This window comes from Paenibacillus sp. SZ31, from assembly GCF_012912005.1.
GTDB lineage: Bacteria > Bacillota > Bacilli > Paenibacillales > Paenibacillaceae > Paenibacillus.
This window is the reverse complement of the sequence record NZ_JABBEA010000005.1, coordinates 36,333-57,794: the sequence shown is the minus strand read 5'-3', so window position 1 is coordinate 57,794 and position 21,462 is coordinate 36,333. Positions and strand designations below refer to the sequence as shown.

Here is a 21,462-nt window from a genome sequence, read left to right as displayed (position 1 = left end):
ACTTTTGATCAACAAGGTTTAGGTTGAAAGGATTAAGAGCTCCCCTCGGGGAGCTTTTTTATCTAGCTATTATATACCTCGATCTGATTAAGAAGGGAGATTACTCATATAACTCATAGGATTATCCTATCAATTGAATAGATTATATATATTTAAACAATAAAAAAATCTGTGTAACAATGTGGTTATCAACGAAGAAAGCGGCGGTGGTATCCATGAAATCATTAAATCAATGGCAGGCAGATGAGTATGACAACAAACTGGCTTTTGTATCCGGATACGGCAAAAACCTGATCTCATGGCTTCAACCCCGGAAAGGGGAATACATCCTTGATCTGGGTTGCGGGACGGGGGATTTGACGTATGAAATTTCTCTGGCGGAAGCTGAGGTTATTGGAATGGATGCATCTCCGGACATGATTCGCCGTGCGAGGGAGAAATTTCCCCATATTGAATTCGTGGAAGGAGATGGTCATCAGTATGAGACGATTAGACCCTATGATGCCGTCTTTTCCAATGCGGCACTGCACTGGATGCGGAATCCGCAGCTTGTTGTAGATAACATCTGGAAGTCTCTGAAGCCCGGAGGGCGTTTTGTCGCAGAATTCGGCGGTAAAGGGAACGTGCAGATCATTGTGGATGCACTAGAGGAGGTCGTGGAACGTAACACGGGCATTCGTGCACCAGAACGAAATCCTTGGTATTTCCCTTCGATCGGAGAATATAGCTATATTTTGGAACAAAGTGGGTTTGTGGTACGACAGGCCTATCACTACGACCGTCCTACCAGACTGGCAGATGGTGAGCAAGGTATAGTAGGCTGGTTGACTCATTTTGGAGGCGACTATTTTGCAGGTTTCAGCCATGATGAGATACAAAAAATATGCCATGAAACCAGTCGGATCGTGATGCCTCATCTTTGGAAAGAAGATGCGATGTATGCCGATTACAAGCGTCTGCGTATTGAAGCTGTGAAGCCGGAAAGTTAAGTTTTTTATCTTTTTATCATTGTTAAAAGAAATATGTTAGTCTTTTTTTATGAAAATAATCCTCCACATGTAGACCGAGAAACTCTTTCTGATAAAGAGGATCTGGGTCTTTTTTTGATACACTATTTTAAAAATAAAATATTAAAACGACAAATAATTACAAATGGATATTTTTATCATACTCAAGACCCATATAAGTAATTTCTATATCATATTTGTAAGTATTTAGAAGGAAAGTGTGGTATTTTGATAGAATAATTTACCAAGGGTCAATCTTCTTGCAGATAGGTGGTGAAATTGAGCAGGTATTGCAGTACGTGCGAACAGCAGGAACCCATCATTTGGTGAGGTACTCACATTTAAAAGGAGGGGCATAGCCTTGAGCAAACGATTGATATCCACGTTATTAAGTGTTCTGATGGTCTTTTCTATTATTCTTCCAGCGGCTGGAGCCGCTCCCGGAGATTCAGTTATTCAGCTTGAGAACCTACCAAGTACAGCCGAAGCCAAACAATGGAGAGAGATTCTTGCAGGACGGGAAGCAAAACTTGCCGCAGATCCATTTTTGGATAAGAGCTTGGAAGGCCTGGGTGGAGAAAACACCCGAGTTATCGTTGAGCTTTCGAATAAACCTGTTGCAGTAGCGCAAGGTGAATCAACCCTCTCAGGAAAATCATTTACCTCCTCTATGGAAACAAAGGCTGTGACTCAAGTTGAGCAACAACAACAGTCATTTGTACATAGCCTCACTCAGAAGAAAATCAAACATGAAGTATTGGAAGAGTATGCATATGCTCTGAATGGTGTAGCCATTGAGATTAAAGGAAACCAAGTGGGACAATTGCTTCAGATCCCAGGCGTGGTCAGCGTATATCCTGACCTTGAAGTTACAATAGCTCCCGAGACAGATGAAGTGAACCCATATATGAAAGACACAGCGCCTTTTATTGGTGCACCTGAAGTATGGGATCTGGGTTACAAAGGAAATGGCGTCAAAGTAGGTGTCATTGATACAGGGATTGACTATGAGCATCCTAATCTACAGCCAGCCTATAAGGGTGGATGGGATTTTGTTGACAATGATAGCGATCCGTATGAAGCAACATATCAAGAATGGAAAGGTTCAGGTGAACCTGAGTTTAACGCTAATGGAAGTGCCTATTATACATCCCATGGTACGCACGTAGCTGGTACCATTGCTGCTCGTGAAGCAGGGGACTATGGCATTGTTGGTGTTGCTCCTGAAGCAGATATTTATGCTTACCGTGTACTTGGACCGTATGGTAGTGGTCAAACGTCATGGGTACTCGGCGGGATTGATCGTTCTGTTGAAGATGGCATGGACGTAATCAACCTCTCGTTGGGTAACTCCGCCAACGATCCAAGTTATGTTACTTCGGTTGCCCTTAACAATGCAATGTTGTCCGGTGTGACAGCAGTTGTAGCAAGTGGTAACAGTGGACCTAACCGTTATACACTCGGTTCTCCGGGTGCATCTGCCATGGCCATTACCGTAGGTAACTCTACAGGTCCTAGCCAGCTTATTACAGCAGATACTCACTTCTGGATTGGTGAAGAAGGCGAAGAAACGTTGCCTGAACAACAACCGGTGCCAGAGGTTGAACAATCTCCTGAACTGGGGACAGCACCTGGAACAGAAGCACCTGAAGTTTCAGAACAAGGCGTACCGGCAACTGCTACTGAAGAAAGTGCTGCAGCAGTGGAAGACGTAGTTTCTGAAGAAGCTGTAGAAGAAGCTACAACAGAAGAAAATACGCCATCTGCATCACCTTCTGCACCCGTTGGAGTTTCTCCTGAAGCTGCTCCTGTGGAAGAAGAGTCTGTGATTGCTCCGACTGAAGCTCCACTGTCTATCACAGAGTCGGTTTACCGTCTGGATCTGATGGGCTGGAGCCTGTCAGCAGACCCTGAAACTGTTTTGACAGGGAAATTTGGACTTGAATATGCAGCACTGGGTAAACCAACTGATTTTGAAGGCAAGGATTTTACAGGTAAAGTAGCATTGATTCAGCGGGGTGAACTCGCATTTGTAGAGAAAATCGCCAATGCCAAAGCGGCTGGAGCCGTGGCTGTTATTGTATATAACAACATTCCGGGTCCGATCGGTGTAAGTCTGGGCGATAACTTTGAACTCATTCCGACATTGAGCATGTCCAAGGAAGATGGGGATGTGATCAAGGCTGAACTGGACGCAGGACAAGCCGTTGAAGTGAGCTTTAGTGATTTTGAACGTTCCCAAACTCCGGGCGATGAAATGAATTCATCCAGTTCACGTGGACCTGCAAAGGTCACGCTGGACATCAAACCGGATATTGTTGCACCAGGTACAAGCATTCTGTCTACGATTCCTGCCTACGGCAAGGATGAGCCAGACGCAGATTACGCACAAGCTTATGATCGTAAAACAGGTACCAGTATGGCTACACCTCATGTAGCAGGTTTGATTGCGCTGTTGATTGAGAAGCATCCGGACTGGACGCCATTTGATATCAAAGTTGCGCTCATGAACAATAGTAAAGTGCTGGATACGACGAAGTTTGATGTATTTGATCAAGGTGCAGGGCGCATTCAGGCTGTGAACACCATCGATCCTGCTGCTTTTGTGAAAGTGCTTGATGTTACTCAATACACAGAGAGTGGCTCTGTTGTTGAAAAGGAAAATATCACCGGAAGCATCAACTATGGTAATTTCCTGAGTACTGACGAAAAGACGATTACCAAAACGATCAAAGTTGAAGCGCTGAATGGTAGCGGTGGAGATTACACCGTAAATGTGAATCCGACTCGTAATGTCGCTGGCGTATCCGTTGCCGTAGACAAGAGTTCGTTCACACTAAATGGTGAGGAAGAACTTGCAGTGACAATCACCGTTCCACGAGGGGTTACTGGGGTCACAGAAGCCCAAGGATACATTGAATTGTCGAACGGAACCAATACCTTTACAGTGCCATATGTTGCTCATTTCAACGTTACGTTGAGTGGAGTGAAATATATTGAGACGGTAAAAGGTACTGAAAAAAATCCATTCCACTATCCATTGAAAGCTGATGGTACATTGGATACGCTGAATGTAGCGATGGAATTCTATAATCCGATGACTTTTGCCCTGATTGAGATTTATGATGGTCTTAACCCAGAAGGTGGATATTATCAAGACGGTTATATCGGCTCCATTTTCGGTAACTATTTTAACTTTAGTGCAAATGCAAGATATAACCTTGCTTGGAACGGCACATATGCAGACTACACAACCGATGAAGTAACTGAGATTCCGGATGGTTTATACACCGTGGATATCACGACCATTGGTACGGACGGCAAAACCTACAAGGAAGATACTTCTCCATTCTTGGTGAAAAAGACAGCTCCTGCTGTAACTGCACCAGAAGCGTTGGAGTTCACAGTGGATGAGTCTGCAGTCCTTAATGGTAGCGTGGAAGACTTGTACTTCCGTGTTGCCCCTGCGCTTGCCAGCGGATGGAATATTGCGTTTGATCCAGCAGCTTCCTTGGAAGCAACGTATGTTGTGAAAAAAGAAGATGGTTCGATTCAAAAAGAGGGTATTTTTGAAGTACAAGCAGATGGCACCTTCAGCCTTCCTTTGGAAGGGATTGAATCGGGTGAATATGTTGTTGTACTTACGGTGAAAGACCTACAGGGGCTTTCAGGTACAGCTAATACGGCATTGAAATTGGAAGCTGTGGAGACCGAACCTGAAACTCCGGCTACCAAAGCACCAGGCACTCCAGTATTGTCACACAATAACTGGGTAGGCAACGGCCTGCCAGAAGGTTCTTATATCGTCACCATGAACCTGTGGTGGGGCGAGAACGCAACTAGCTACAAGTTATATGAGGACGGGGTTTTGGTTGATACGCAGAAGTTGACTTATAACGCGCCTTCCGCGCAGTCTGCTCAAACCAAGGTTACGGCCAAAGCCAATGGCACATATACTTACGTGGCCGAGCTAACGAACGACAAGGGAACAACGCGTAGTCAGACGTTGACTGTTCAGGTTACCAATGCAACGCCAGGCAAAGCAGTTCTCTCTCAGGATAACTGGGATGGCGACGGCAACTATAAGGTGACCATGAACCTGTGGTGGGGGACTAATGCCTCTGAGTACCGTCTCTATGAAAATGATGAGTTGATTGACACGCAAGAACTCCGTGCGGTTACACCTCTTGCTCAAAGTGCTGTGAGTACACTGTCCGGGAAAGCTTCGGGCACATATACGTATCGAGCTGAGTTAATTAACGCAGCCGGAGTTACCGGCACAGACACGATTACGGTAAAAGTGAAGTAAGCTCTTCCTCATTCAAGCTGATTAGTTTAATGAAGGAATTGTTCTATGCACAAACGGCCTCCATCCTGATTTTGCAGGATGGAGGCCGTTTCATTTTGTTCTTTCTATTAAATGAATTGTATGACTACCCGATCATTCGATTCTTGCTGGCCTGGATACCTGCGATGAATAAAGCGATGGCGAGAAGAACCTGTATCAGCAATGGAAGGGTCCACCCTTTTGTCCAGTCATGAAGCATGCCGAACAGTAGAGGTCCCACTGCCGCCAGCATATAACCGATTGATTGGGCCATACCGGACAGACTGGCAGCTTGTCTGGCATCTTTTGTGCGAAGGACGAAGAACATCGTCACCAGTCCAAACGAAGCGCCAGCACCTATTCCAGCCAACGTGACGCCGATGGTAACGAGTGAAGGGAGGCCGCTTAACAATAAAGCATACCCGACAATTAAAGAGGAGCACGTTACCATGGTTAGAACACGCTGGTCTCGCGTTCTGCCAGCAAGGATTGGAACGATAAAGGTAACGGGTACGCTAACCATCTGCATCAAGGAGAGCATCCAGCCTGCTGAGGTGGGGCTGAAGCCTTGTTCGGCGAGAATCTCGGGAAGCCAGGTAATCGTCGTATAGAAGATTAGAGATTGCAGACCCATAAATAATGTAATGAACCAAGCCAGGGATGATGTCCGTAGACGCACAGGTGTCCCTTCACTCTGGGTGGCCACATATAACAGTCGCTGGCGTCCCGCAGCGACTTGGGGGAGCCACAGGAGAAGTGCCAATATGGATAACAAGGCCCACATGCCCAGAGAAGCGCGCCAACCGATGGAGGTTGCTCCTGCTACTGGCACACTCATGCCTGAGGCGATAGCGCCAAATATATTCATGGATACAGAGTATAGTCCGGTCACGATGCCTACACGCAATGGGAAATCGCGTTTGATCAAACTTGGTAAAAGCACATTGCTTAACGCAATGCCGCATCCCAATATTGCGGTTCCTGCATATAAGGCTAAGACAGAGGGCAATAAACGTAACGCCACCCCCAGAGTTACGATGACGATAGCGATCAGCAAGGCTGATTCAAGTCCTAAACGTTTCGCAAGACGTGGTGCAAAAGGAGAGACTGCTGCAAAAGCGAGCAAAGGAAGCGAGGTCAGAAGCCCTGCCATCGTATGACCGATACCTGTGTCGGACCGGATCATCTCCACAACGGGACCGGTTGCCGTGATCGGTGACCTCATGGTAGCAGCGATGACGATAATGCCTGCTAATAACAGGCCGAATCTTTTGGATGCGGAAGAATGTTCTTCTTCGGCTTGGATAGATGCGTGTTGCTGTATTGAAGATGACATGATAAAATCTCCTGTTTCCTAATGAGTTGATATGTATGGATTGTTACATTATCCACTCCGCAAGCATAACATTCTATGTCAATATCGAGCAATGAAATGGGTCAAACTCATCCTAGAACGCAAAAAAACTTCCCGAAGGAAGTTTCTTTTAATACGTCCCAGGAGGGATACTCTCCTTGCAGTCGAGACTGCGAAGTAGTGCTAACGAAGCGAATGCTCCGACGAACCATTGGGGTTCTCACCCCCAGAACGCAAAAAAACTTCCCAAAGGAAGTTTCTTTTAATACGTCCCAGGAGGGATTCGAACCCCCGACCGACGCCTTAGAAGGGCGTTGCTCTATCCAGCTGAGCTACTGAGACATGAATTTTTCAAGCAAAATTGATTCTATCATATGCGAACAGGAATATCAAGCGTTTTATTTTAAACTATTTTTCGTATATGATATTTGGCGGCAGTAACGTTTTTTTCATTATATTTAAGGTTATGTTAGAATATCAGGAGAACTCAGAAAATAGATCGACAATCGTTTAAATATATACATCTATTTATGTTGATTCCGACTGGAGATTCAGGATATAGAGGAGGTGCTCCCATTAAGGAATCCACGACCCCGGAAACCGAGCACAACAACAATATTGTGCTGTTTCCTAAGACGCTGGACTATTACCAGATTCAATTGACAGTGATGCTTGAAAATGAACGGTATGGTGAAGCGATGAAATTGCTTCACTTTTTGCTGCAATGTCAGGGACAGGAAGAGCGCCACTATGATGAGTGGCGGGCCCTGCTCGAATGGCTTCAGGCTGCGTTCCCTCATTATGAAGAAACTTCACCTGCCGTTGATGAGGAACAGGAAGAGGAAGAGGTCAGTGAGGAAGACATGGCGAGGCAGCATGCCCGTTTGAAGCTTGAACAGGATGATGGTTATGCTGATAAGATGCTTCGTACAGTAATGGAAGAACCGTTGTCTGAACAGACGATGCTGGCGTTGGAGCAACTGGCCTATCTTGATCTGCCGAAGATTGACGAGGCACTTACGAGTTGGTTAAAAGATAAGTCGCTTCACCCTTTGCTTCAGTTCCGGGTGCTGCAAACCTTGCGTCGTCGAGGTGTTCAAGGTATGATCCTGTTTACGAGAGGCGAAGAGCAGGTAGAGGTGGAGCTTGATACCGTGCCTCTTAAACCAGAGGAATTCCCGCTCCAAATCGTTCAGATTCTGGAACGAGTGGCAGATCAGACGGAGGTTCATGAACCTACGCTCTTTTATTTTGCCCAGGAACTGTGGATACAATATGTCATGGCGGTGTATGGAACCCGTGATTATGTATCGATGCTGGAAGAAAATGATTCCATGACAGATATATGGGCAGCAGCTCTACATATGACCGTTGCAGACAGTCTGGGTGGCTCGCATGATGAGGAAAATACCCGCTCAATGTATGCTGTGACAGGCGCGATGCGCTTTCGACTGGAGCAGGCTTATCGTTCGATGAAACAGTTTGTATCTGCTGGTTTGGACGGTTAAACGAGGCCGGAAACGTTTTCCTTAAACTGTATCAAGGGATTCCCCTTGAAAAAGAATCTAATCTTGTTTATACTAAAATGGTTATTTTGTACGTGATTGCCTACGTGAACATGTGAATTTTGGAGGGGAAAGTATACAATGAAAGCAACTTGGGAAAAGATAGAGAAGAACCTTGGGGTTCTTGAGGTTGAAGTGGATGCAGATCGTGTAACTGCAGCACTCGACAAAGCTTTTAATAAAGTGGTAAAACAAGCAAACGTACCTGGATTCCGTAAAGGTAAAGTACCACGTTCCATCTTCGAAGCACGTTTTGGTGTAGAGAGCCTTTATCAAGAAGCAATCGACATTTTGCTTCCTGAAGCCTATACAGAAGCAATCGACCAAACGGATATCTTCCCGGTTGATCGTCCTGACGTAGATGTTGAACAATTTGCTAAAGGAGAAACATTCAAGTTCAAAGCGAAAGTAACTGTGAAACCAGAAGTTACCCTGGGTGACTACAAAGGAATCGAAGTTGCTGTAGCAAAAGGTGAAGTAACTGACGCAGAAGTGACTGAAGAACTTGAGCGTCTTCAACAACGTCACGCTGAACTCGTTGTAATCGACGAAGGTTCCGCTGCAAACGGCGACGTTGCAGTAATCGACTTCGACGGTTCCGTTGATGGTGTACCTTTCGAAGGTGGACAAGCTGAGCGTTATTCCCTGGAACTGGGTTCCAACACATTTATCCCTGGATTTGAAGAGCAAGTTGTGGGTCTTTCCACAGGCGACTTCAAAGACGTAGAAGTGACTTTCCCAGAGAGCTACCATGCAGCAGAACTTGCTGGCAAACAAGCGGTATTCAAAGTGAAAATTCACGAAATCAAACGCAAACAGCTTCCTGCATTGGATGATGAGTTTGCTAAAGATGTTAGTGAATTCGACACACTGGAAGAGTACAAAGCTGACCTGAAAACACAATTGGAATCCCGTAAAGCTGACGAAGCCAAAGCTGCTCAAGAAAATGCAGTTGTAGAAAAAGTGGCTGAGAACGCTGAAGTGGACATTCCTTCTGCAATGGTAGAGAGCGAAGTACAGAACATGATGCGTGATTTCGACAACCGTCTGCGCAACCAAGGTATGAACCTTGAAATGTTCCTGAGCTTCTCTGGACAGACTCAAGCTGACCTCAGAGGACAAATGCAAGAAGATGCTTCCAAACGTGTTCGCAACAACCTGGTGCTTGAAGCTGTAGGTAAAGCGGAAAACATTGAAGTATCTGACGAAGAAGTGAATCAAGAACTCGAAAAAATGGCTGAATCTTACAAGCGTCCTGCTGATGAGATCCGTGGCATCCTCGAGGGTAATGGTTCCTTGGACAGCCTTCGTGATGAAGTTAAACTGCGTAAAACGATTGAGGTTCTCCTTGAGAACAGCACAGTTGTTGAGCCGGTTGAAGCTCCAGCTGAAGAAGTTGTTGCAGAAGCTGACGAAAAATAAGACAAGCTGTTATCAACTTGTCAGTTGAATAAACGATAAGGCACGTGAATTATTGCGTGCCTTATTTTTAAATTGCGACATCCATTTTATAGAAAATGAAGTAATAATATGGATGAGTACTAATTTTATTGATCCGTGTACACTTTTTACATACCTATGACACTTCGTGCAAATAAAAAATCGCAATACGGCATAGGATGGCTTCAATTTGCACATACATAGAAAACATGGTTAAATATGATCAGGCAAAAAAGTAAACGAACTGATGTCTGATACCTCTTGTGAAAAATGACATTGTCACAGGAAAGTGTTAGAATGAATTTGGGTTTGCTTTACAGGTGGCCTATGTCTAATTACATGTAGAAAAGAGGTTGGTCTCATGAGTCTGGTGCCAATGGTTATAGAACAAACCAATCGAGGCGAGCGGTCTTACGATATATATTCGCGTTTGCTGAAGGATCGCATTATCTTTCTAACCAGTGCGATTGATGACGATGTAGCCAATCTTGTCATAGCACAGCTTTTGTTTTTGGCAGCCGACGATCCTGAAAAGGATATCAGCTTGTACATTAACTCACCTGGTGGTTCTGTCACTGCAGGGATGGGTATATACGATACGATGCAATATATCAAGCCGGATGTATCTACCATTTGCGTAGGGATGGCAGCAAGCATGGGTTCTTTATTGCTGACAGCCGGTGCACCTGGCAAGAGATATGCGCTGACGAACAGCGAAGTGATGATTCATCAGCCGCTCGGCGGCATTCAAGGACAGGCTGCGGATATTAAGATACACGCAGAATGGATTATTAAAACACGTCAGAAACTGAATCAAATATACGTCGATCGTACGGGTCAGTCTCTTGATAAAATTGAGCGGGATACAGACCGTGACTTCTTCATGAGCGCTGACGAAGCTAAGACGTACGGCATTATTGACCAGGTGCTCAGTAGACCGATCAATTCCTAAAGGGGTGGTTTCATGTTTAAATTTAACGATGAGAAAGGGCAACTGAAATGCTCTTTTTGCGGTAAATCTCAGGAACAGGTACGTAAGCTGGTCGCTGGACCAGGCGTGTACATTTGTGATGAATGTATCGAACTTTGCACCGAAATCGTTGAGGAAGAACTCGGTCATGATGAAGAAGTAGACCTCAAAGATATTCCAAAACCGAAAGAAATTCGTAATATCCTGGATCAATATGTTATTGGTCAGGAGCAAGCGAAGAAGTCATTGTCTGTTGCAGTGTATAATCACTACAAACGGATCAACACGCAAAGCAAGATTGAAGATGTTGAATTGTCGAAGAGTAACATTTTGCTGTTAGGACCTACGGGTTCTGGTAAAACGTTGCTTGCGCAAACGATGGCAAAAATCCTGAATGTACCTTTTGCTATTGCTGATGCTACTTCATTAACAGAAGCGGGTTATGTGGGTGAGGATGTAGAGAACATTCTGCTCAAGCTGATCCAAGCTGCTGATTATGATGTGGAAAAAGCAGAGCGTGGCATTATTTATATCGATGAGATTGATAAAGTAGCGCGTAAATCCGAAAACCCATCCATTACTCGTGATGTATCGGGTGAAGGTGTTCAACAGGCACTCTTGAAAATTCTTGAGGGAACCGTGGCTTCTGTACCACCACAAGGTGGTCGTAAACACCCTCATCAAGAATTCATTCAGATTGATACAACGAATATCCTGTTCATTTGCGGCGGTGCCTTTGATGGTCTGGAGCAAATGATCAAACGCCGGATCGGTAAAAAAGTCATTGGTTTCAATACCGTTGCTGAGCAACAAGATCTGAAACCAGGTGAATATCTGGGCATGGTATTGCCGGAAGACTTGCTGAAATTCGGTCTGATTCCGGAATTTGTAGGCCGTCTGCCAGTCATCTCCACTTTGGAGCCACTGGATGAAGATACGTTGGTACGGATTCTTTCCGAACCGAAAAACGCGCTTACCAAACAGTACCAAAAACTGCTTGAGCTGGACAATGTGAATCTGGTATTTGAACCAGCTGCATTGCTCGCGATTGCAAAAGAAGCAATCAAACGTAACACAGGTGCACGTGGTTTGCGTGCCATCATTGAAGGCATCATGCTTGAAATCATGTATGAAGTGCCTTCACGTGAAGATGTTACGAACTGTGTTATTACCGAAGAAGTCGTTGAGAAAAGAGTCGTGCCTGAACTAAGCCAATCGAAGGACGATAAGCAGGAAGAAAGCGCCTAATGAAAGCCTGAATCCTGTTTGAACTCTGAAATATAGACTTGTCAGTTCTCCACTTTGGCAGAAGGCGAATTCGTGTCTCTGTCAGGGTGGAGCTTTGACGTTGTGGGGAGAGAAATCACTCATGTATTTAAGACAAGATACACGTCCCGTGAAAGTGGGAAACGTAACGATCGGTGGCAGTAACGAAGTCATTATCCAGAGTATGTGTACGACCAAAACGGCAGATGTTGAGGCGACGGTTGCAGAGATTTTGCGACTGGAAGAAGCCGGCTGTCAAGTGGTACGTGTAACAGTGAATAATGAGGAAGCTGCCGCAGCCATCAAGGAAATCAAGAAACGCATTAACATACCGCTTGTAGCAGATATTCATTTCAACTATAAGCTGGCCTTACTGGCGATTGAGAATGGTATCGATAAAGTCCGGATTAATCCCGGTAATATCGGTAAACGCGCCAAAGTGGAAGAAGTGGTTAAGGCTTGTAAAGACCGCGGCATTCCGATTCGCATCGGGGTAAATGCAGGTTCACTTGAAAACCATCTGCTTGAGAAGTACGGGTATCCTACAGCTGATGCTATGGTAGAAAGTGCATTGTATCACATTGGTATTCTGGAAGAGCTTGATTTCCATGATATCATCGTGTCTCTCAAAGCATCGGATGTGCCTATGGCTATTGAAGCGTATACCAAAGCAGCGCAAATCATTCCGTATCCGTTGCATCTCGGGATTACCGAAGCAGGTACACTGTTCTCCGGTACAATTAAAAGCTCTGCAGGTATGGGAGCCTTGTTGTCCATGGGTATTGGTTCAACGATGCGGATCTCGCTGAGTGCGGACCCGGTGGAAGAAATCAAGGTTGCTCGTGATTTGCTCAAAACCTTTGGACTTATTACAAATGCAGCTACATTGATCTCCTGCCCGACGTGTGGACGTTTGGACATCGATCTGTTCTCCATTGCCAACGAAGTGGAAGAGTATATCTCCAAACTTAAGGTGCCGATTAAAGTATCGGTGCTGGGTTGTGCAGTTAATGGTCCAGGTGAAGCCAAAGAAGCGGATATCGGCATTGCTGGTGCTCGTGGAGAAGGTCTCTTGTTCCGTCATGGTAAGATGATTCGTAAAGTGCCTGAAGAAATCATGGTTGAGGAATTGAAAAAAGAGATCGACAAAATCGTCGAAGCCTATGAAGAGACAGGGGTTATTCCTGGTCGTTCGCACTGATTGATTCATATCTTGTTTTTTGTAACAGCCCGCCAGCGATGGTGGGCTTTTTATTTTCTCGCATACAAATTCTGCATCGCCCGTTTACGTCGCGTTGAAAAGGCTATACTACCAAGTATTAGCATGATCTCATATGAGAATAGCGACAAAATAGGAGGATGTGAAGACATGGAATTTGGTATGGTCATCATGTTGATTCAGTTATTTTTTGGAGTGGTGATTGGTTTGTATTTCTGGAACCTGCTACGTGGCCAGAAAACGAACCGCAGTGCTGTTGAGCGTGAATCTCGCAAGGAACTGGAGAAGCTGCGTAAGCTGCGTTCAATCTCACTCACCAAGCCGTTGTCGGAGAAGACGCGTCCAGCTACTATTAACGATATAGTTGGGCAAAAAGACGGGCTGCGTGCCCTTAAAGCTGCTTTATGCAGTGCGAATCCGCAACATGTTATCATTTATGGCCCTCCCGGAGTCGGGAAGACAGCTGCCGCAAGGGTCGTGTTGGAAGAGGCCAAGAAGAATCCAACTTCTCCTTTCAAGCCAGACGCGAAATTCACGGAGTTGGATGCAACAACAGCTCGTTTTGATGAACGTGGTATTGCGGACCCCTTAATTGGTTCGGTCCACGATCCGATATATCAGGGAGCAGGAGCCATGGGCGTTGCAGGTATTCCCCAACCGAAACCGGGCGCTGTCACGAAAGCGCATGGGGGAATGCTTTTTATTGATGAGATTGGTGAATTGCATTCGATTCAGATGAATAAGCTGTTGAAAGTACTGGAGGATCGCAAGGTGTTTTTGGAGAGTGCGTACTATAACTCGGAAGACACGCATACTCCTGCTTATATCCACGATATTTTTCAAAATGGCCTGCCGGCCGATTTTCGCCTGGTTGGAGCAACGACACGTTCGCCTCATGAACTGCCACCAGCTTTGCGTTCGCGCTGCATGGAAGTTTATTTCCGTCCTTTATTACCTGAGGAGATTGGGCGAATTGCAGAAGACGCTGTGCAGAAAATTGGGTTCAGCCCATGCCCGGATGCCGTTGATGTGGTCAAGCGATATGCAACCAATGGACGTGAAGCGGTCAATATTATCCAGCTCGCTGCCGGGCTTGCGCTGACAGAGAAACGTGAGACGCTTCAGGCGTCCGATGTGGAGTGGGTGGCTGGTAGCAGCCAGATTCAGCCACGACCTGATCGTAAGGTCCCTTCACAGCCGCAGGTGGGGTTTGTTAACGGCTTGGCGGTATACGGACCGAATATGGGAACCATTTTGGAAATCGAAGTGTCTGCTGTTCCGGCTCTCAAAGATCAAGGCCGGATCAACATTACGGGGGTTGTGGATGAAGAAGAGATTGGAGGCGGTTCACGGACACTCCGGCGAAAAAGTATGGCTAAAGGCTCGGTTGAAAATGTGTTAACCGTATTAAAAGCCATGGGTATTCGTCCGAATGATTACGATTTACACGTGAATTTCCCGGGCGGGACGCCTATTGATGGTCCATCAGCCGGGATCGCTATGGCGACTGCCATTACATCAGCCATTCAGAGACGCCCTGTGGATCATGAGACAGCGATGACTGGTGAGATCAGCATCCATGGTCGGGTCAAGCCGATTGGTGGCGTACTGGCCAAGGTGGAGGCTGCTTTTCAGGCAGGAGCGAAGACCGTTATTATTCCGGCGGAGAACTGGCAGTCCATTTTTGAGAATCTGGAGGGCTTGCGCGTTATTCCGGTAGATACGGTGCAGGACGTATTTCGTGAGGTATTCGCATGGGTTCCAGAATCGCAACAGATGGAACAAACGAAGCTTGCAGATGAGGCGATTACACCTGCAACGGAGATTTTTCCACCGGCATCCGCTTCCTATTTGCGTGCTGACGTGCCTCGTCCAGGACAGGTTACAGATTCGGGAAGCTGCTAAGCGCTTCCCTTCATTGGTTTTTTATGTGAACATTTGATAGAATAATGAATGACTACAACCTGAGAGCCATTGGAGGTGCGAAAGCGATGGGACCGAGCAAAGCGAAAGGTCGTCGTTTTCCTTTACTGCCTTTAAGAGGACTTCTCGTCTACCCGAGTATGGTACTGCATCTCGATGTGGGCCGGGAGAAATCGGTCAAGGCTTTAGAAAAAGCGATGGTAGAAGAACATTTGATTCTCCTATGTTCCCAAGCCGAGGTAAATATTGAAGAACCAACACAAGAAGACATTTTCAGAATCGGAACCGTGGCCAAGGTCAGACAGATGCTGAAGCTTCCGAACGGTACGATTCGTGTACTCGTGGAAGGCTTGGAACGGGCTGAAATTATTGAATATACGGACAACGAGGAATATTACGAAGTGCTGGCACAAGAACTGCCTGAAGAGGAGAATACGCATCCGGAGACGGATGCCTTGATGCGTACCGTTCTGAACCAGTTCGAAAATTATATTAATCTGTCCAAAAAAGTGACACCCGAGACACTTGCAGCAGTGTCCGACATCGAAGAACCGGGGCGCCTAGCCGATGTCATCACGAGTCACCTGTCCTTGAAGATCAAGGATAAGCAGGAAATTCTGGAGACCATCGACGTTCGGGAACGTTTGGAGAAATTACTCGACATCCTGAACAACGAACGCGAAGTGCTGGAGCTTGAACGCAAGATCAGCCAACGTGTGAAGAAACAGATGGAGAAAACGCAGAAGGAATATTATTTGCGCGAGCAGATGAAAGCGATCCAGAAAGAACTGGGTGAAAAAGAAGGCCGTGCGGGTGAGGTTGAGGAACTTCGCACTCAGATGGAAGAACTCGGCTTGCCGGACAAGGTGAAAGAAAAGGTCGAGAAAGAAATTGATCGACTGGAGAAAATGCCTGCAAGTTCAGCCGAGGGTGGAGTCATTCGAAACTACGTGGATTGGCTTCTTGGCCTTCCTTGGAGTCAGATGACAGCAGATGATCTGGATATCCAAAAAGCCGAGGACGTGCTCAATGCAGATCATTACGGATTGGAAAAGCCCAAAGAGCGTGTGCTTGAATATCTGGCTGTCCAGAAGCTCGTCAAGAAGCTCAAAGGGCCGATTCTCTGTCTGGTTGGACCTCCAGGGGTCGGTAAAACATCACTTGCCCGTTCGATCGCGAGATCGCTAGGTCGGGAGTTTGTAAGAATATCTCTTGGCGGCGTGCGTGATGAAGCCGAGATTCGTGGTCACCGACGTACCTATGTAGGGGCTATGCCTGGGCGTATCATCCAGGGGATGAAAACGGCAGGTTCACTCAATCCGGTATTCTTGCTGGACGAGATTGATAAGATGGCTTCAGACTTCCGCGGAGATCCTTCCGCAGCGCTGCTTGAGGTGCTTGATCCGGAACAAAATAATACGTTTAGTGATCACTTTGTAGAATTGCCGTTTGACTTATCCAACGTTATGTTTATAACAACTGCCAACACGGTACACAACATTCCGCGTCCTTTGCTGGATCGGATGGAAATGCTCAACATCCCTGGTTACACGGAGCTGGAGAAGCTGCAGATTGCGAAAAACTATTTGCTGCCCAAACAGAAACAGGACCATGGTCTGGAAGAAGAGCAACTGGAAATCCCGGATGACGCGCTGTTGCGTGTAATTCGTGAATATACACGGGAGTCCGGTGTGCGTAATCTGGAACAGCAGATGGCTTCGTTGTGCCGGAAAGCTGCCAAGAACGTCGTATCAGGTGTAGAAGGTCAGATCAACATCACATCAGATGCGGTCAAAGACTACCTTGGACCTGGCAAGTTCCGTTATGGTATGGCCGAACTGGAAGATCAGATTGGTACCGTAACAGGTCTTGCTTGGACTGAAGTGGGTGGAGATACCCTTATCATTGAAGTGACGGTTGTACCTGGAACAGGTAAATTGACTCTCACAGGTAAACTGGGGGATGTCATGAAGGAATCGGCACAAGCCGCATTCAGTTACACTCGTTCCAAAGCTACACAGCTGGGGATTGCACCTGACTTCCATGAGAAGAACGATATCCACATCCACGTTCCGGAAGGAGCCATTCCGAAGGATGGTCCGTCTGCTGGAATTACGATGGCAACAGCGTTAATCTCAGCCTTGACGAACAAACATGTTTCGAAGGATATCGCCATGACTGGTGAAATAACACTGCGTGGGCGTGTACTGCCGATTGGTGGTCTGAAAGAAAAATCACTGGCAGCGCATCGTGCCGGCTATAAAAAAATATTATTGCCCAAGGATAACGAACGGGACCTGCGTGACATTCCAGACAGCATCAAGGAAGATGTGGAATTTGTCCCAGTAGCCCATATGGATCAGGTGCTGCAGCATGCACTTGTTGAACAGGCAGGAATTCACCTGTAATCCACATATCCGAAAGGTTCGTATGAAGAGTAGACCGTTCTGCGGAGGCTTCGGCGTCCGCTGGAACGGTTTTTTTGGTATGATAGAACAATCCATGGCATAATACCATCAACAGGTTATGCTTAGCACAGGCGTTCAAGAGAGGAAAGATACAATATGAAAGTAAATCAATCTGAATTTATTATCAGTGCCGTTCGGCCTGAACAATACCCTGAGGACGGTCTGCCAGAGATTGCTTTGGCGGGACGCTCCAATGTCGGGAAATCTTCACTGATCAACCGTTTGATCAATCGTAAAAATCTGGCTCGGACAAGCTCAACACCGGGTAAGACGCAGCAACTGAACTATTATAAAATTAATCAGGATCTCTACTTCGTCGATTTCCCTGGGTATGGTTATGCCAAAGTTTCGAAAGAGCAGCGCTTTGCCTGGGGCAAAATGATGGAGAAATATTTGTTGGGACGCGAGGAATTGAAACTGGTCATGCAGATGGTGGATATGAGACATGAACCATCCAAAGAGGACAAGATGATGAACGAATGGCTTCGTCATAATGGACTGCCTTTGGTTGTAGTAGCAACCAAGATGGACAAGATTCCAAAAACACGCAGAGCCAAATATATCAAAGTTATTAAGGAATCACTGGGTCTTCGTTCAGGGGATCTGTTTGTACCTTTTTCATCTGAAGAAGGATTGGGGAAAGAAGAGTTATGGGACATTATCACCCGCCATGCCCGCATCGATAAGTATGCACCAGAAGTACTGGATGTAGAGGGTGCTCCTGAAGAGGAAGAAACCAACGAAATTAACGGATAACCGTAATAGTCATGGAATGATTCCATGGCTATTTGTTTTATTATCCAATCGTTATGAATATTCATGATAAGCATTTTTTAACGCATAACGGTGAACTTTGGTGAGACACTACAATAAATGACAGTGCATATGATGATGAACATGGTGATTTCATAAACATTTCATAAAAATGACCCGGTGACGGCTATGATGTGTGATATAATTAACCTTGTCAATCATAAATGGATAGACATATGCAGTAAGCACTTTGATTGGAAATTTATTAGGCAGGTGAACTTGCAATGCACATCGTTGTCGTTGGTTTGAATTATCGCACGGCGCCTGTAGAGGTTAGGGAACGATTCACATTTGCAGAAAAGGACTTGTCTGAAGCGCTGCAGCAGCTCAAGCTGACCAAGAGTGTATTGGAAGGTGTAATCGTGGCCACATGTAACCGTACCGAGTTGTACGTTGTGGTAGACCGTCTTCACATGTGTGGTTATTTTATTCGAACTTTCATGGAACAATGGTTTAATGTACCACGGGAAGAATTTACGCAGCACTTATATATATATGAAGATGATCAAGCCATGCGCCATCTGTTCCGTGTGATCTGCGGACTAGACTCCATGGTCATTGGTGAGACTCAGATTCTTGGACAGGTGAAACAGGCTTTTCTTAAAGCTCAGGAAGAGAAATCAACAGGTACCTGGTTTAATATGCTGTTCAAACAGGCAGTTACGCTGGGCAAACGGGCACATTCGGAGACTTCCATCGGGGAGAGCGCCGTATCTGTCAGTTATGCTGCTGTTGAGCTGGGCAAGCGGATCTTTGGTATGTTCACAGACAAGAAGGTACTCATTTTGGGGGCCGGAAAAATGAGTGAACTGACCGTGAAACATCTCTATGCCAACGGGGCATCCGAAGTCATCGTGGCGAATCGGACGCTCGCAAGAGCCGAAGAATTGGCAGCCAAGTTCCGGGGAACACCTTGTACGATGGAACAGGCATTAGAGCGACTGAATGAAGTTGACATTGTGATTAGTTCCACTGGAGCTGAACGTTATGTCATGGATGCAGCAGTGGTACGGGAGAGTATGAAGCGTCGTCAATCTCGTCCATTGTTCCTGATTGATATTGCGGTTCCACGTGATATTGATCCGGCGATTGGTGAATTATCCAACGTATTTCTCTACGATATTGATGATCTGGAAGGAATCGTGGAGAGCAATCTGGAGATGCGTAAAGTGGAAGCTGCCAAGATTGAGAGAATGATTGAGCTTGAGATGGAGGATTATTACCATTGGCTCAAAACGTTGGGCGTTCGTCCCGTCATTCGCGCTTTGCAGGAAAAAGGTGTCTCCATTCATGAAGAAACAATGGATAGCCTGTTCAATAAACTGCCTGAGCTCGATGAACACCAACGTAAAGTCATTCGTCGTTTGACCAAGAGTATAGTGAATCAAATGACGACAGATCCGATTAACCGGATCAAGGAAATGGCAGGTACGAAGCAAGGTGATGAAGCTCTGCGCATGTTTACTCAGATTTTTGCTCTGGAAGATGCCGTAGAGACGGCTGCTGAAAAAGTAAATCAGAGTGATGCCACGGCTCTGGGCAAACCAGCCGCTCACCTTAACGAAAACCGGCAAGACCCCGTGCCGGCTTATGCTCCGGCAGGCGTATAAGGCGGGTGGGCAGCTTGACCCTTGCTGAACAAGTCTATGAAGCTCTAATCTATATGTATGCCCTGAGCCTACTGTTCTATTTCTCGGACTGCATTCGACGCAATGCGGGGGCGAAGCGGACAGGCACAGGGTTTCTTGTTGTGGTTTGGGGGCTACAGGTCACGCATGTCATATTGCGCATGTGGACCGAAGGTCATTTCCCCATCTACACGACCTTTGATTTTTTGTTTATATTTTCATTCAGCATTGTGCTGATGTCTCTCGCCATGACTCGCATCCAGCGTTCTGAATTTGTGATTCTGTTGCTGAATGTTGTTGGTTTTTCCGTTACTGTATTGAACCGACTGTGGTTCACGGCTGGAGAGATATCACTGCACAATTGGCAAACGGTACATGGATTACTCATTATGCATATTACCTTGGCGAATCTCGGTTTTGCGGCGTTAACCGTTGGTACGGTATTTGCCTTGTTATATCTGTTTTTGCACCACAAGCTGAAGAAAAAAAAGTGGAATGATACGATGCGGCGAATGCCAAGCCTGGAAGTGATCGGCAAATACATGGATGGTGCTAATTTCATAGGTACACCGCTCCTGGGCGTTTCTGTGATGCTTGCGGTATTGTCCATTGTAGCGGAAACACGCTGGACACTGCTCTTGGATCTCAAAGTTATTGCGACAGGTCTTGCTATAGCCATCTATGTGGGTTACTTCATATCCAAGAGAAGAAAACAGTTCTCTACGATTATTATGGCAAGATGGACACTGATCGGATACGGATTTGTCATAATGAGTTTTTTATCCAATGCGTATTCAGCGTTTCATCGTTGGACGGGAGAGTGAAAGGTATGGACCGTTACACGCCGATATTTGTAAATACTTCAGGCAAGAAGTGCTGCGTGGTTGGTGGTGGACGTGTTGCCGAGCGTAAAATAAAGGGATTGCTGCATGCCGAGGCACAAATTACGGTCATTAGTCCGGAGCTTACTCCCTCATTAAAACAACTGCATCATGAATCCCGAATTCAATGGATAGACCGGTCCTACCGCAATGGAGATTTGCGGGGGGCCTTTCTCGTATATGCAGCCACTGACCGTTCAGAGGTCAATTCAAGTGTGGTTCGGGATGCTGAGGCCGCGGGCATACTGGTGAATGACGCGATGTCTTCCGAGCACAGCAACTTTATTACGCCAAGCGTGGTCAGACGTGGGAGATTAAGCATAGCTATATCCACAGCAGGAGCGGGGCCAGCAGCAGCTGCCGAGATACGTGCTACACTTGAACAACAGTTCGGTGATGAGTATGAGACGTACTTGGAGTTTTTGCATCAGATGAGGACTGAGGTGAAGTCACGCGTATCCTCTCCGAGTCTTAGAAGCACGTTGCTTCGGCAATTAACTGAAATGAACATATTAGAAGATATTCGTACAGGCCATTTCCGGTGGTGGACCGAAGAAGAAATCGGGGACTGGATATCCCGTAATCAGGAGGAAGTGTAGAT

General features: G+C 46.2%; 14 protein-coding genes and 1 tRNA gene. 13 read left to right on the top strand and 2 right to left on the bottom strand.

Translation table 11 applies throughout. The features are described from left to right. The first annotated feature begins 215 nt into the window (after window positions 1–215). Complete coding sequence (locus HF638_RS12270; protein ID WP_169480468.1) at window positions 216–989, top strand: class I SAM-dependent methyltransferase; 774 nt, start codon at window positions 216–218, stop codon at window positions 987–989. Between the two features lie 379 nt (window positions 990–1,368). Further along, the gene (locus tag HF638_RS28815) at window positions 1,369–5,316 is read left to right on the top strand and encodes a S8 family serine peptidase (RefSeq protein ID WP_169480467.1); all 3,948 of its coding nucleotides are present in this window, start codon (window positions 1,369–1,371) and stop codon (window positions 5,314–5,316) included. 124 nt (window positions 5,317–5,440) lie between these two features. Here HF638_RS28815 and HF638_RS12260 read toward each other — a convergent pair whose 3' ends face one another. Then, window positions 5,441–6,670, bottom strand: coding sequence for a CynX/NimT family MFS transporter (locus HF638_RS12260; RefSeq protein WP_169480466.1), 1,230 nt, complete (start codon window positions 6,668–6,670; stop codon window positions 5,441–5,443). 286 nt (window positions 6,671–6,956) lie between these two features. Further along, window positions 6,957–7,030: transfer RNA gene (locus HF638_RS12255), tRNA-Arg, on the bottom strand. Between the two features lie 233 nt (window positions 7,031–7,263). Between HF638_RS12255 and HF638_RS12250 the strand changes: the two genes are divergently transcribed. From HF638_RS12250 to HF638_RS12200, 11 genes are all read left to right on the top strand, one after another. Next, the gene (locus HF638_RS12250) at window positions 7,264–8,196 is read left to right on the top strand and encodes a hypothetical protein (RefSeq protein ID WP_481856157.1); all 933 of its coding nucleotides are present in this window, start codon (window positions 7,264–7,266) and stop codon (window positions 8,194–8,196) included. Between the two features lie 138 nt (window positions 8,197–8,334). Then, window positions 8,335–9,675: a trigger factor gene (gene tig, locus HF638_RS12245; protein WP_169480465.1), complete on the top strand. Its 1,341-nt coding sequence runs from the start codon at window positions 8,335–8,337 to the stop codon at window positions 9,673–9,675. Between the two features lie 379 nt (window positions 9,676–10,054). Beyond that, window positions 10,055–10,645 (top strand): ATP-dependent Clp endopeptidase proteolytic subunit ClpP, encoded by a 591-nt coding sequence (gene clpP / locus HF638_RS12240; RefSeq protein WP_169480464.1) that lies wholly within the window; start codon window positions 10,055–10,057, stop codon window positions 10,643–10,645. Between the two features lie 12 nt (window positions 10,646–10,657). Continuing rightward, on the top strand, window positions 10,658–11,911 hold the full coding sequence (gene clpX, locus HF638_RS12235) for an ATP-dependent protease ATP-binding subunit ClpX (protein WP_062837817.1): 1,254 nt from the start codon (window positions 10,658–10,660) through the stop codon (window positions 11,909–11,911). A gap of 121 nt (window positions 11,912–12,032) precedes the next feature. After that, window positions 12,033–13,130, top strand: coding sequence for a flavodoxin-dependent (E)-4-hydroxy-3-methylbut-2-enyl-diphosphate synthase (ispG, locus tag HF638_RS12230; protein WP_017692591.1), 1,098 nt, complete (start codon window positions 12,033–12,035; stop codon window positions 13,128–13,130). A 168-nt stretch (window positions 13,131–13,298) separates the two neighbouring features. After that, window positions 13,299–15,053 (top strand): ATP-dependent protease LonB, encoded by a 1,755-nt coding sequence (gene lonB / locus HF638_RS12225; protein ID WP_169480463.1) that lies wholly within the window; start codon window positions 13,299–13,301, stop codon window positions 15,051–15,053. An 86-nt stretch (window positions 15,054–15,139) separates the two neighbouring features. Further along, window positions 15,140–17,479: an endopeptidase La gene (gene lon, locus HF638_RS12220; RefSeq protein ID WP_169480462.1), complete on the top strand. Its 2,340-nt coding sequence runs from the start codon at window positions 15,140–15,142 to the stop codon at window positions 17,477–17,479. A 156-nt stretch (window positions 17,480–17,635) separates the two neighbouring features. Further along, complete coding sequence (gene yihA, locus HF638_RS12215; protein WP_169480461.1) at window positions 17,636–18,295, top strand: ribosome biogenesis GTP-binding protein YihA/YsxC; 660 nt, start codon at window positions 17,636–17,638, stop codon at window positions 18,293–18,295. 281 nt (window positions 18,296–18,576) lie between these two features. Beyond that, the gene (gene hemA, locus HF638_RS12210) at window positions 18,577–19,962 is read left to right on the top strand and encodes a glutamyl-tRNA reductase (protein ID WP_169480460.1); all 1,386 of its coding nucleotides are present in this window, start codon (window positions 18,577–18,579) and stop codon (window positions 19,960–19,962) included. A gap of 14 nt (window positions 19,963–19,976) precedes the next feature. Continuing rightward, window positions 19,977–20,804, top strand: a complete 828-nt coding sequence (locus HF638_RS12205; RefSeq protein ID WP_445255349.1) for a cytochrome c biogenesis protein CcsA — start codon at window positions 19,977–19,979, stop codon at window positions 20,802–20,804. A gap of 5 nt (window positions 20,805–20,809) precedes the next feature. After that, window positions 20,810–21,460 (top strand): precorrin-2 dehydrogenase/sirohydrochlorin ferrochelatase family protein, encoded by a 651-nt coding sequence (locus tag HF638_RS12200; protein ID WP_169480459.1) that lies wholly within the window; start codon window positions 20,810–20,812, stop codon window positions 21,458–21,460. Window positions 21,461–21,462 lie beyond the last annotated feature (2 nt).

Bases quoted from the DNA above. Each gene is read 5' to 3' on its own strand.
- HF638_RS12270 (WP_169480468.1), top strand. From the start codon at position 216: ATGAAATCATTAAATCAATGGCAGGCAGATGAGTATGACAACAAACTG.
- HF638_RS12260 (WP_169480466.1), bottom strand. From the start codon at position 6,670: ATGTCATCTTCAATACAGCAACACGCATCTATCCAAGCCGAAGAAGAA.
- tig (WP_169480465.1), top strand. From the start codon at position 8,335: ATGAAAGCAACTTGGGAAAAGATAGAGAAGAACCTTGGGGTTCTTGAG.
- clpP (WP_169480464.1), top strand. From the start codon at position 10,055: ATGAGTCTGGTGCCAATGGTTATAGAACAAACCAATCGAGGCGAGCGG.
- clpX (WP_062837817.1), top strand. From the start codon at position 10,658: ATGTTTAAATTTAACGATGAGAAAGGGCAACTGAAATGCTCTTTTTGC.
- ispG (WP_017692591.1), top strand. From the start codon at position 12,033: ATGTATTTAAGACAAGATACACGTCCCGTGAAAGTGGGAAACGTAACG.
- lonB (WP_169480463.1), top strand. From the start codon at position 13,299: ATGGAATTTGGTATGGTCATCATGTTGATTCAGTTATTTTTTGGAGTG.
- lon (WP_169480462.1), top strand. From the start codon at position 15,140: ATGGGACCGAGCAAAGCGAAAGGTCGTCGTTTTCCTTTACTGCCTTTA.
- yihA (WP_169480461.1), top strand. From the start codon at position 17,636: ATGAAAGTAAATCAATCTGAATTTATTATCAGTGCCGTTCGGCCTGAA.
- hemA (WP_169480460.1), top strand. From the start codon at position 18,577: ATGCACATCGTTGTCGTTGGTTTGAATTATCGCACGGCGCCTGTAGAG.
- HF638_RS12200 (WP_169480459.1), top strand. From the start codon at position 20,810: ATGGACCGTTACACGCCGATATTTGTAAATACTTCAGGCAAGAAGTGC.